The sequence below is a fragment of the Paludisphaera soli genome (assembly GCF_011064595.1).
Lineage (GTDB): Bacteria > Planctomycetota > Planctomycetia > Isosphaerales > Isosphaeraceae > Paludisphaera > Paludisphaera soli.
The window spans coordinates 475,194-486,895 of the sequence record NZ_JAALJI010000001.1; the positions used below are offsets into that span (position 1 = coordinate 475,194).

The 11,702-nt window shown below is 69.4% G+C and carries 12 protein-coding genes; 7 read left to right on the plus strand and 5 right to left on the minus strand.

Going from position 1 to position 11,702, the window contains the following annotated elements:
• Positions 1-3: 3 nt before the first annotated feature.
• Both G6O68_RS01700 and G6O68_RS01705 read right to left on the minus strand, forming a co-directional pair.
• The gene (locus G6O68_RS01700) at positions 4-1,341 is read right to left on the minus strand and encodes an efflux RND transporter periplasmic adaptor subunit (protein WP_165244113.1); all 1,338 of its coding nucleotides are present in this window, start codon (positions 1,339-1,341) and stop codon (positions 4-6) included.
• Positions 1,342-1,570: 229 nt separating this feature from the next.
• Positions 1,571-2,434 carry a YfaP family protein gene (locus tag G6O68_RS01705; RefSeq protein ID WP_165244115.1) on the minus strand — a complete coding sequence of 288 codons (864 nt, stop codon included), beginning with the start codon at positions 2,432-2,434 and terminating at the stop codon, positions 1,571-1,573.
• Between the two features lie 358 nt (positions 2,435-2,792).
• Here G6O68_RS01705 and larB point away from each other — a divergent pair, with 358 nt between their 5' ends.
• From larB to G6O68_RS01720, 3 genes are all read left to right on the plus strand, one after another.
• The gene (gene larB / locus G6O68_RS01710; protein WP_165244117.1) at positions 2,793-3,602 is read left to right on the plus strand and encodes a nickel pincer cofactor biosynthesis protein LarB; all 810 of its coding nucleotides are present in this window, start codon (positions 2,793-2,795) and stop codon (positions 3,600-3,602) included.
• A gap of 1 nt (position 3,603) precedes the next feature.
• A complete protein-coding gene (locus G6O68_RS01715; protein WP_165244119.1) occupies positions 3,604-4,509 on the plus strand; it encodes an NAD(P)H-hydrate dehydratase in 906 nt (301 codons plus the stop codon).
• A 177-nt stretch (positions 4,510-4,686) separates the two neighbouring features.
• Positions 4,687-5,193 (plus strand): hypothetical protein, encoded by a 507-nt coding sequence (locus G6O68_RS01720; RefSeq protein WP_240910938.1) that lies wholly within the window; start codon positions 4,687-4,689, stop codon positions 5,191-5,193.
• A gap of 108 nt (positions 5,194-5,301) precedes the next feature.
• On the opposite strand, the gene G6O68_RS01725 is transcribed toward G6O68_RS01720, so the two are convergent.
• Positions 5,302-5,673 carry an RNA recognition motif domain-containing protein gene (locus G6O68_RS01725; protein WP_165244121.1) on the minus strand — a complete coding sequence of 124 codons (372 nt, stop codon included), beginning with the start codon at positions 5,671-5,673 and terminating at the stop codon, positions 5,302-5,304.
• 401 nt (positions 5,674-6,074) lie between these two features.
• Between G6O68_RS01725 and G6O68_RS01730 the strand changes: the two genes are divergently transcribed.
• Positions 6,075-6,389, plus strand: coding sequence for a plasmid stabilization protein (locus G6O68_RS01730; protein WP_165244123.1), 315 nt, complete (start codon positions 6,075-6,077; stop codon positions 6,387-6,389).
• A gap of 18 nt (positions 6,390-6,407) precedes the next feature.
• Here the strand turns inward: G6O68_RS01730 and G6O68_RS01735 are convergent, their stop codons facing one another.
• Positions 6,408-6,935, minus strand: a complete 528-nt coding sequence (locus tag G6O68_RS01735) for a GNAT family N-acetyltransferase (RefSeq protein WP_165244125.1) — start codon at positions 6,933-6,935, stop codon at positions 6,408-6,410.
• 217 nt (positions 6,936-7,152) lie between these two features.
• On the opposite strand from G6O68_RS01735, the gene G6O68_RS01740 reads away from it, so the two are divergent.
• Positions 7,153-8,682, plus strand: a complete 1,530-nt coding sequence (locus G6O68_RS01740; protein ID WP_165244127.1) for a transglutaminase-like domain-containing protein — start codon at positions 7,153-7,155, stop codon at positions 8,680-8,682.
• Positions 8,683-8,786: 104 nt separating this feature from the next.
• The gene (locus tag G6O68_RS01745; protein WP_165244129.1) at positions 8,787-9,770 is read left to right on the plus strand and encodes a sugar ABC transporter substrate-binding protein; all 984 of its coding nucleotides are present in this window, start codon (positions 8,787-8,789) and stop codon (positions 9,768-9,770) included.
• Positions 9,771-9,819: 49 nt separating this feature from the next.
• Here G6O68_RS01745 and dapF read toward each other — a convergent pair whose 3' ends face one another.
• Complete coding sequence (gene dapF, locus G6O68_RS01750) at positions 9,820-10,659, minus strand: diaminopimelate epimerase (RefSeq protein ID WP_165244131.1); 840 nt, start codon at positions 10,657-10,659, stop codon at positions 9,820-9,822.
• A 150-nt stretch (positions 10,660-10,809) separates the two neighbouring features.
• Between dapF and G6O68_RS01755 the strand changes: the two genes are divergently transcribed.
• Positions 10,810-11,598 carry a site-2 protease family protein gene (locus G6O68_RS01755; protein WP_165244133.1) on the plus strand — a complete coding sequence of 263 codons (789 nt, stop codon included), beginning with the start codon at positions 10,810-10,812 and terminating at the stop codon, positions 11,596-11,598.
• Positions 11,599-11,702: the final 104 nt, after the last annotated feature.

The following is an 11,702-nucleotide window of genomic DNA, read 5'->3' on the forward strand; positions in this document are numbered from 1 at the left end:
GCCTCAGCGGCTTGCTTCGCGGACCAGGTCGCCCTCGCGGAGGGTCGACGGGGGGTTTAGGACGACCTTGTCGTCGGCCTGGAGCCCGGACTCGACGCGAGTGGAACCCCGGTTCGAGTTGGCGACCTCGATCTTCCGGCGGGCGATGCGGGAATTGCGGTCGAACAGCCAGACCCAGTCGTGGCCGTTCTCCTGGAAGACGGCCTCGCTCGGGACGTACAGGAACGACCGGCTGGCCTCCGATTCGGCGAACTGCTTGTCGGGGAGGAAGTGGACCGTCGCGGCCAGCTCGGGGAAGAGCTTGTCGTCGGGGTCGAGGATCTCGACCTTCACCTTGACCGTGGCGCGGGTCCGGTCGCCCATCGGCGTGATCTGCCGCAGCCGGCCCCGATAACGCTTGGTCGGGACGGCGGTGACGGAGATCTCGGCCGGCTGGCCCTCCTTCACGCGGTACATCTGCTCCTCGGGGATGTCGGCCTCGACGTCCATGTTCCGCAGGTCGGCGATCGTCACCACGGCGGAGCGGCCGAGCGACGAGCTCATGGCCATCGGGCTGATGATCTCGCCCACCTCGCCCTGCTTCTCGACGACGGTGCCGTCGAACGGTGCGTAGAGGTACATCTGGTGCTTGATCGTGGCCTCGATCTCCTCGATGTTCGACCTCGTCACCTGGATGGCGGCCTCGGTGGCGGCGATCCGGGCCTCGGCCGAGCGGCGGGCGGCGACCGCCTTGTCGTAGTCCTCCTGGGGGGTCATGTGCTTCTCGAACAGCCGGGCCAGCCGCTTCTCCTGCCGGTCCTTGTCCCAGACGTCGACCTTGGCCTCCTCGAGCTCGGCCTCGGCCCGCTTCAGGGCGGCCTGGCGCTGGAGGAGCATGGCGTCCATGTCGTGGTGCTCGATGACGGCGAGGATCTCCCCCTTCTTGACGGTCGCCCGCTCGACCACGCGCATCTCCTCAACCCGGCCGGCGATCTTCGTGCCGATCATGGCCTGGTAGCGCGACTTCAGGTAGCCCTTGGAGCTGAGCAGTTTCTCGGCCTCGCCGAGGGTCATCGTCTGGACCAGGCCGAGCGTCACCTCGGGCTTGGATCGCATCTGATCGTATTGTTTATACGCGATGAAGCCGGCACCCCCGACGACACCCAGCGGGATCAGCCAGAACAGGAGCGAGACGAGTTTCAGGCCCAGCCCGCGACGACGGCGGTATTCCGTCGCCAGTTTCGGGCCGGCGTCCCACCCCGGGCCGCGATCGGCCGCGACGGGGCCGCGCTCGACGGATCGGGCGTTGTTCGACCTCTCGATTCGGAGCGACGCCAGCTCTTCGCGAAGACTGCTCGCCATGATTGACCTCAAGAGGCCCGTGGGGTGGACGCAGGAACGCGACGGTTCCTCGGCGGCGGAATGGAGGATGTGGGCCGACTCTACAATCAATCGCCCCTTGCCGCGAGAGCGATTCCCTCACCTGATCACTCGTACCCCGAGTGTACCGTCGATATTCGACGCGAACGTCGCATCATTCAGCATGATTTCCATTTTCCGCACGACCGCCTGATTGGATGCGTCCCTTGATTCAGGGGCGTTCCGGGGGCAGCGCGGAGCCTTCGTCGGCCTCGTTGGCGAGCCCCGGCACCCCGGGGCCTACGGTCAAGGTGAAGGTCTTGCTGTGTTCGTCCAGCGACCGGAGCTTGCCGCGCTGGATGCTGACCCGGCCGGCGTGCTTGATGCGGACCTGCCAGGAGGTCGGCTTGGGGATGCCCCCGAAGCCGCCGTAGTAGGAGACATACCATCGGTAGACGCCTGGAGGCCCGGCGCCCCGGACCTTGGCCGAGCCGGGGCCGTCGGTCTCGACCAGCCAGTAGACGTTCTCGGGCCCGTAGCCCTTGGTGTTGTCGACGTCGAGTTCGCCCCCCTGCTCTCCCTTGCGTTCCTCCCAGTTGATCTCCTTGCCGCCGGGCTCGATGACGTGCAGGTCGAGGTCCACGTCGGCGTCCCAGAGCAGGGTGAACTGGGGGTCGCCGACCTTGACCGCCACGCCTCGGATCGATTCGCTGCCGTCGCCGAATCGGGCGAGGCCGAAGCCCGAGCCGTCCCCCGCGCCGGGGTTCTCCTCGTTGGGGGGGCCGCCGCCGGCCGTCGGCCTCGCGGTCCGACCGTTCAGGGGTGGTCGCTCGATCGCGACGGGTGTCGTCTCCAGCAGGGGCTCGGGCGTGGGCGAAGCTTCGAGCAGCTCGTCGGCCAGGCCCGGCTGCTCGTCGGGGGTGTTGAGGCCTCCGAGGAGCGTCAGCCCTTCCGGCACGCCGTAGGGCGAGCCTCCCAGCCGCGAGTCGAACTCGATCGGGGGTCGCGACGGCGGGACGAAGTACCAGAGGGCCAGCGTCAGCAGGAGCGCCGCGTGCAGGCCGACCGAGCCTCCCCAGCTTTTGAGGGTGGCCACCTTCCAGAGGTTCGCGCGCGATTGCGGGACCGGTTCGGAGGGCGGGAGCACGATCGCCGGGGTCGGCTTGGTCGGGCGCGCAGAGGGGCGGGGAGGATAGGCGACCGGGATCGGGGGGCGACCCCGGCCGGCGGAGGAGCGCTCTGGGGGGAGGGTCGACATTCGGTCGAGGTCCCGGGGGCGTCGATTGGTCCGACCGCGACGCGCGTCGTCGAACCGAGGCTAGCACGACGGCGGTCGGCGCCGGTAGCTCAATCCGGTTGCGGTCTCCCCGCGCCCCCTGTTACGGTTGATCGGCGATCGCCGCGGTGGGCGGACGTCGCGAATCCTTCTCCCTCGCAGGTGGAATCCGGGCCCTATGATCCCACGTCACCTGGCGCAGCTCTTCGAGGCCGTCGCGGCCGGGAAGACTACGCCCGAGCAGGCCGCGCAGGCGTTCGAGCAGCAGCAGCAGGGGTTCGCCGAGACCGGCGGCTTCGCGCACGTCGACCTCCATCGTCGGGCCCGTTGCGGGTTCCCGGAAGTGGTCTTCGGCCTGGGCAAGACGGCCGAGCAGATCGTGGCCATCGTCGGCAAGCTGGTCGAGCACGGCCAGGGCTGCCTCGTGACGCGCGTGGATCCCCGGAGCGCCGATCGGATCCAGGCCGCGTTTCCCGAGGGGGTCTACAACCCGGTCGCGCGGACCTTCCACAAGCCGGGGCCGGAGGCCGAGGGGCCGAAGGTCGGGCGGGTGGCCGTGGTGACGGCCGGCACGAGCGACCTCCCCGTCGCGGAGGAGGCCCGCGTGACCGCCGAGGCCCGGAACTGCGAGGTCGACATGCTGGTGGACGTCGGCGTCGCCGGGCTGCATCGGCTGCTCAGCCGTCGCGACCGCCTCACCGACGTCGACGCCCTCGTGGTCGTGGCCGGGATGGAAGGCGCGCTGCCGAGCGTGGTGGGAGGGCTGACGTCCTGCCCGGTGATCGCGGTCCCCACGAGCATCGGCTACGGGGCCAACTTCCAGGGGCTCGCCGCGCTCCTGGGGATGCTCAACAGTTGCGCGTCGAACGTCGTGGTCGTGAACATCGACGCCGGATTCAACGGCGGATACGTGGCCGGCCTCATCGCCCAACGCGCCGGGACGGCGCGCGGGCAGGCCGGCGGCCCTTCGAATGGAAAGTCGGACTGAAATGGCTCTGAAGCGCGTCGAATCGATCCCCAAGCTCCCGAAGCGATCCCCCGACGGCCACAAGGGGCGTTACGGTTCCTTGCTCATCATCGCCGGGGGCCGTGGCATGGCCGGCGCCGCCGCTCTGGCCGGGGCGTCCGCCATCCGATCGGGGGCCGGGCTCGTCCGCGTGGCCTCGCCCGCCGAGGTCCAGCCGACGGTCGCCTCGTTCGAGCCGTCGTACATGACCTACCCCCTGCCGAACGACGCCGAAGGGTTCGTCGACTTCCACGCCTCCCGCCCGGCGCTGGAGCGGCTGGCCGACAAGGCCGACGTCCTGGCGATGGGCCCGGGCCTGGGCGAATCGGCCGACATCCTGGAGCTGGTCCGCTGGGCCGTCTCCCTGGGCAAGCCGCTGGTCCTGGACGCCGACGCGCTCAACGCCCTGGCGAAGGACCTCGCGCTCGTCGAGCGGCTGAGCCGGACGACCATCGTCACCCCGCACCCCGGCGAGTTCGCCCGCCTGACCGGGCTGACCACGGTCCAGGTGCAGGCCGAGCGCGAGGCCCGCGCGGCCGCATTCGCCGCCCGGAACGAGCACCTCGTCGTCGTCCTCAAAGGGCGGGGGACCCTGGTGACGGACGGCGAGCGGGTCTACGTCAATACGTCGGGGAACCCTGGCATGGCGACCGGCGGCGCCGGCGACGTGCTGACGGGGGTCGTCGCCGCGATGCTGGGGCAGAAGCTGGCCGCCTTCGAGGCCGCCCAGCTCGCCGTGTACTCGCACGGCCTGGCCGGGGACATGGCGCGCGACCAGTCGGGCGAGGTCGGCCTGATCGCCGGCGATCTCGTCGACGCCCTGCCAGACGCCTTCAATTACGCGGTGCATCAGGACGAAGAAGAAGAGGACGAAGACCTGACGCTGTGAGCCGGGCAGGTCCGAGCCCCGCCGTACGTCCCCTGTACGGTCGGCGGGGCGTCGCCTATACTGAGGACGTCCGTCTTCCACGGCCCGAGCGACTCTTCGGTCGGGCCGATCTTCCGGGCCGTCCTTCGACGCTCGTCCTTTCCGTCGGCCCCGCCTGTCCCAGCGAAGGAGGTCGGAGTGTCAACTCCCGAGAACCCATCCTCGGCGTCGTGGACGTACCGCATGGAAGTCTCGCCGACCGGCCAGGGCCCCACCAACCCGTCGCCCGGCCCGAACGATCCGATCGTCCTCCTGCATCATCTGGTGAACCTGCAGAATCAGACCCTCGACGTGCTCCGCCAGAACCTGGAGGTCAATCGCCAGGAGCTGGAACTGACCCGCGAGATCGTCCAGGTCAACCGGGAGCAGCGGGCCCGCCAGATCGCGGAGCTGGAGCGTTGGCAGAACGGCCACCAGCGGGTCCTCGACGCGAGCCGGGACGCGCTCGGCAGGCTGGAGCAGGTCCACGCCGCGCTGATCGGCGAGATGGCCGATTACGTCGAGGAGAACCACGAGAACCTCGTCGACGGCGACTTCGCGCTCAGCGACTTCGTCGACCGCTTCGGCCCCCGGCTGGCGCACCTCAACACGATGCTGGCGGTGCTCCGCCCGCTCGCCGTGATGCGCACCAAGCCCGAAGGCTGAGCCAGGCGGACGAACCGGTTCGAAAGCGAAACGTCCCCCGGGCCTCGCGGGAGAGGAGGCCCGGGGGACGTTCATGATTTGTGTTTCAGGCTGGGAGGCCGTTCGCGATCAATAGCGGTCGCGGCCACCGCCGCCACCGTAGCCGCCGCCACCGCCGTAGCCGCCGCCGCCGCCGTAGCCGCCGCGACCGCCACCACCGCCGCCGTAGCCGCCGCCGCCGCCCGAGCGGGGCTCGCGGGGACGAGCCTCGTTGACGGTCAGACGACGACCGTCGGACTCATGATCATGAAGGCCGTCGATGGCGGCCTGAGCCTCGGCGTCCGAGCTCATCTCAACGAACCCGAAGCCCTTGCTGCGGCCGGTCTCGCGGTCCGAGATGACCTCGGCGCTCTCGACGGTGCCGTACTGCGAGAACAGCTGCTCGAGGTCCGAGCTGTTGACGCGGTACGAAAGATTCCCGACGTACAGTTTCTTGCCCACCTTGCAAACTCCTAGCGTGGCGACTCGACTCGACCCACTACTCTCACTTTCCGGGTCCAGAAAGGGGCCGGCGGTCCGGCCCATGCGGTGGAAAGGCGGAAGAGGCAGACGAGAAGCTCTGTGGGATCTTCGGCACGCGCTCGTTCGGTTTCCAGCCAAGCCAAAGTATAGAGATATTGCGGGTCCAATGGTAGATCGAATCCGGCTTCCGGGCCGGATTCTCGAAATTCTCCCATTCTAACCACCAGGACCGTCCGCGAACATACAGACGCCTTCCCACCGACCCGGAGATCCTGAAAAATTCCGCAGGATCTCACATCCATTGGGAATGCGAATTGAGAGAATCTTCACCCGACGGCGGCCGAAACCTGGGGCATCGTCGCGTGAAGGAGATTTCAATCATGCCGCGCGGGGACAAGACGAAGTACACCGACAAGCAGAAGCGTCAGGCCGAGCACATCGCCCGGAGTTATGAGGAACGCGGGACCCCCGAGAAGGAAGCCGAGGCCCGAGCCTGGGCCACGGTGAACAAGGAGACCGGCGGGGGGAACCAGTCCGGGAGCGGGCGTGGCGTGCCCGACACGAACGTCTCCAGCGAGAAGGGCGGCAAGGCGGGCGGGGCCGCCTCGGCCGCGAGGCCGGCCTCGGCGCGGTCGGAGGCCGCGACGAAGGCCGCCGCCACCCGCAGGCGCAACAGAGAGAAGGACGCGGGCTGATCGCCGCTCCCGATGATTTCAGCGTGGCGCGGGGGACGCGATCCGGCCGCCGCGACGGATGCCGTAGACGGCGACGGGGATGTCGAAGACCTCGGTCCGGCCTTCGAGCCGCATCCCCAGCCGTCGGGCCACCCGGACCGAGGGCTGGTTGTCGCCGTGGATCATGCTGATGGCGTGGCGCTCCCCCAACCGGTCGAAGGCGAAGTCGAGCGAGGCCTTCGCGGCCTCGGTGGCGAACCCTCGCCCCCACGAGGCGCGGCGGAGCATCCAGCCGATCTCCAGGCCCGGCCATCCCTCGGGCCGCCAGCAGCCGACCCGGCCGATCAGCGCGCCCCCGTCGCGCTCCTCGACGGCCCAGATCCCGAAGCCGCGCAGGGTCCAGTGGCCGAGGATCGTGGCCATGTTCCGCCAGGCCTCCGCGCGGTTCATCGGCCCGGAGCCCAGGTAGTGCATGACTTCGGGGTCGCTCGTCATCTCGGCGTAGGCGTCGAGGTCGGAGTCGCGGAACTGACGGAGGATCAGCCGCTCGGTCTCCAGGATCTCCATGGGGGCTCGTCCAGCCGACCGGCGGTCGTGGTTGCGGGATGGCGGGCGGGGTGTTCGAGCCCCAGTCTAGCAGCCGACTCAGTCCGCGCCGAGGAGCGGGGCGGTACTTGAGCTTGAGGCCCCGCCGGGCTTTCGCCGATAGTGGGACGGGGGGATTCCGCGCGCCGGGCGCGTCCGAGTCGGCCTCGATGCTCGTCCAGGGAAAGGGTCCAGGGTCATGAACCGGATTCGACTTCGCCGCCCGCGCCTGCTGGGCTCCTCGCCGCGGCTCCTCGCCTTCGCTCTCGCCGCGGCATTCACCATGCTCGGCGCGGGCCCCGCGGCACGGGCCCAGGACGCCTGGGACGCGGTCTTCCTGGCGGGGAACAAGATCGGCTACATCCACACCTTCATCGAGAAGGTGACGGAGAAGGGCCGGCCCCTGCACCGAGTCCGGGTCGACACGGTGCTGAGCTTCCGCCGCGGCGACGACGTGGTGACCCAGAAGATGATGTACGGCACGATCGAGACGCCCGAGGGCGAGGTCCTCCGGCTCGACACCCGGACCCTCACCAGCGACAACGAAATCCGCGTCTACGGCGATGCGATCAAGGGCCAGATGAAGCTGATCCTCGAAGGCACGAAGCAGCGCCAGGAGCAGGTGATCCCCTGGGGGCCCGAGGTCCGCGGCCCCTACGCGGCCGAGCAGAGCATGGCCGCGAAGCCCATGACCGAAGGGGAGAGCCGGACGCTCAAGATGTACATCCCCGACCTGAACCGGGTGGTCGACATCGAGCTGAAGGCTGGGCCGACTTCGGACATCGAGCTGGGCGACGGCGCCAAGCGCCCGCTCCGCAAGGTCGAGCAGCTCGCCACGCTCGACGGCCAGGCCCGGCCCGAGCTGAGCGCGGTCCTCTGGGTCGACGCCGGCGGACAGGTGCTGAAGCAGGACGTGGACCTGCTGGGCGGGATGACGACCTACCGGACCACCGAGCAAGGGGCCAAGGCCCCCGGCGGCCGGATCAAGTACGACCAGATCCGGGGCACGATCGTCAAGACGGCCCGCGAGATCCCCACCCCCTACCAGACCCGCTCCATCAAGTACCTGGTCACGCTGAAGGACGAGGACCCGACCAAGATCATCCCCGCCGACCGTCGGCAGTCGCTCCAGGCTTCGGGAGACGGCAAGTCGGCCACCCTGACGATCCAGACGATGGGCCCGAACGACGGTGAGGCGGGGACGGCGGCCGTCGACCCCGAGTTCCTCCGCCCCAACGGCATGATCACCAGCGGCGACGCCCGCGTGAAGCGCCTGGCCGATCGGGCCGCGGGGAACGCTTCCGACCCCTGGGACGCGGCCGTCCGCATCAACCGCTGGGTCTTCCAGAACATGCGGAGCAACTTCGAGACGACGTTCGCCCCGGCGAGCGAGGCCGCGCTCAACCTGACCGGCGACTGCACCGAGCACTCGGTCCTGGCCGCCGCGATGTCGCGGGCCCGGGGGATCCCGGCGCGGGTCGCCGTGGGTTTGATCTACGTCGACAGCAAGGAGATGAAGACCAAGGGCTTCGGCTTCCACATGTGGCACGAAGTCTACGTCAACAACCGCTGGGTCGCGCTCGACTCGTCGTTCGACCAGTCCGAGGTGGACGCCACGCACATCAAGCTGTCGGAGTCGAGCCTGGAGGGGGTCTCGCCGTTCGAGTCGTTCCTGCCCATCCTCCGCGTCCAGGGGAAGGTGACGATCGAACCCCAGGACATCCGGTGACGCGTTGACCGACCCTGGCCGGGGGGGCACAATGGTCCGGCCAGGCGAACCTTCCCGAACGCGACCCTCCGAGGCCGTCGCGTCGCGCCCCCGGAGCCGAACCGATGCCCCCCCTCAAGCGGCCGGCGCTGCCGGCCTTGCTGTTGCTTGTGGCCCCCCTGCTCTCCCTCGGATGCGCCGAATCGACCGGCCCCGGGGGGGGCGGGCCGTCGTCGTCCTCGACGCGGTCTGGCCCCGGGCGGATCGGCGCGGTCCTGCCGACCTTCAACCACCCGTTCTTCCTCGCGATGAAGGAAGGGATGGAGGCCAAGGCGAAGGAACTGGGCGTGGAGGTCGACGTCCGCGACGGACAGGACGACGACGCCAAGCAGATCGCGCAGGTCGAAACCCTGCTGAACCTGGGCCGCGACGCCGTGATCCTCTGCCCCCGCGACGAGGACGCCCTGGTCCCGGCCGTCGAGGCCGCGAACCGAGCCAACGTGCCGATCCTGGCGCTCAACCGTCGGATCAACGGCGGCGAGGTCGTCAGTTACGTCGGCGCGGACGACGCCGAGGGGGGCGTCCTCCAGGGCGAGGAGCTGGTCCGGCTGCTCGGCCCCAAGGGGGGCAAGATCGTCTACCTGGAAGGGACCGAGGGGTCCAGCCCCCAGCGCAAGCGGAACGCGGGGCTCTCGGCGATCCTCCAGAAGCACCCCGAGATCGAACTGGCCGACAGCCGGTTCGCCGGCTTCCAGGAGGACAAGGCCAAGAGCGTGATGACCGACCTGGTCCGCCGCTTCAAGCCCGGCGACATCCGCGCCGTGGTCGCCCAGTCCGACGAGATGGCCCTCCCCGCCGCCGAGGTCGCCCAGGCGGAAGGCTGGAAGGACGTGGTCGTGCTCGGCTTCGACGGCAGCAAAGCCGCGTTCGACGCCGTCCGCGACGGCCGGCTCAGCTGCACGATCTTGCAAGACCCGCGCGAGCAGGGTGCCCGGGCGGTCGAGGTCATGGCCGCGAAGCTCAAGGGCGAGACTGTCGACCGAGAGATCGTGACGCCGCTCCGCCTCATCAACAAGGCGAACGTCGACCAGCACCAGCCGGCGTATTGACGACGGCCCCCCCCTCGTCCTCGAGGGGGGACCGTGACGTGGGTCGCGATCAGGCGTCGGGCCATTCGCCGGAGAAGACCTCGGTGGCGGGCCCGGTCATGAAGACCGAGGCGTCGCGAGCGGGCCATTCCAGGTGGAGGTCGCCGCCCGGCAGGTGGGCGAGCACGCGGCCCTCCGTCCGGCCGCTCAGCACGCCGGCCACGGCGACCGAGCACGCGCCGGTGCCGCAAGCCAGGGTGATGCCCGACCCCCGCTCCCAGGTCCGCATGCGGACCTCGCGCGGCGAGATCACCTGGGCGATGTGGACGTTCACCCGCTTCGGGAACGTGGGGTGGCGCTCGATCAGGGGGCCGAGGGCTTCGAGCGGGAAGGCGTCCACGTCGTCCACGAACAGGACGGCGTGAGGGTTCCCCATGGAGACGGCGGTGAGCCGCAGCTCCTTGCCGCCGATCTCGAGGGGCACGTCGATCGGGGGGTCGCCGGGGAGCGTCGTCGGGATCTCGGCTCCGGCCAGGATGGGGACGCCCATGTCGACCCGGACCAGCTTCGCCTCGCCGGCCTCGACCGTGAGGTCGAGCGTGAGCACCCCGCGGCCGGTCTCCACCGTGACGCGGGGCTTGCGGGCGATGTCGTGGTCGTGGATGAACTTGGCGACGCAGCGCACGCCGTTGCCGCACATCTCGCCCTCGGAGCCGTCGACGTTGAACATGCGCATCCGGGCGTCGGCCCGCTCGCTCGGCATGATCAGGATGAGCCCGTCCGAGCCGATGGCGAAATGGCGGTCGCTGACCGCGCGGGCCAGCGCGCCCGGGTCGGCCGGCGCGGGCTGGGAGAAGGTCTCGACGTACACGTAGTCGTTGCCGAGGCCGTGCATCTTCGTGAATTTCATGAGCAGGTCGATGAAGTCGGAGGGAGGAGGTCCGCCCGGGGCGTCCGCGATCGGTTGGCCGACGGGCCGGGCGCGACGGTACCATTGTAGGCTCGACCCCGAACCCGCTTCCAGGCCCGTCGTCCGGCGACGGGGAACTGCGAGGATCTGATGAGCAGCGTCGCGCCCAGTACGCCCTACGATTTGCGATTCCAGCTCCTGGACGTGCCGGTGCGCGTCCATCCCTTCTTCTGGCTGGTCACGGCGATCCTCGGATGGCAGGACGGCGACATCGGCAGGGTCGCGATCTGGATGGCCTGCGTCTTCGCCTCGATCGTGGTCCACGAGATGGGCCACGCGCTGATGGGCAAGCGGTTCGGCGGCTCCCCCTCCATCGTGCTGTACGGCCTCGGCGGGCTCTGCTATTCCGGGACCGAGCGGACGCCCTGGCAGCGGTTCGCGGTGATCCTGGCCGGGCCCGGCGCGGGGTTACTCCTGCTGCTCCTGACGCTCGTCGTCACCAGCCTGGCCACCGGGATGACCCCCGGCGACCACCTGGAGTTCATGAAACTGGTCGTCGGCGTCACGCCGGACATGGGGACCCTCGTCGAGGCCGGTCGGAAGCTCCCCGGGCGCAACGCCGGCGAGTTCTACTTCGACCTCCTCCAGATCAACCTCTACTGGACCCTCGTCAACCTTCTGCCCATCTGGCCGCTCGACGGCGGCCAGGCCACGCAGGTCGTCTGGTCGAAGGTGGACCCGAACCATGGCGTCCGACGCAGCCACATCCTCTCCCTGCTGACGGCCGGCGTGCTCGCCCTCCTCCTGGGGGTCCGATCGGGGAACCTGTTCCTCGCCGTGTTCATGGGCTATTTCGCGTTCCTGAACTTCCAGATGCTCCAGTCCATGCACGAAATGAGGGCCTTCGGCCAACGCGACGACGACTGGTGGCGGCAGTGAACATTCGTTTCGAATTGAACACCGGCCGGTACGTCGATCGACGCCCTAGGTGACGGCGGGTTGTGAATTTACGTCGGAGCGCCGGGGGTCGTCGGGTCACCTCT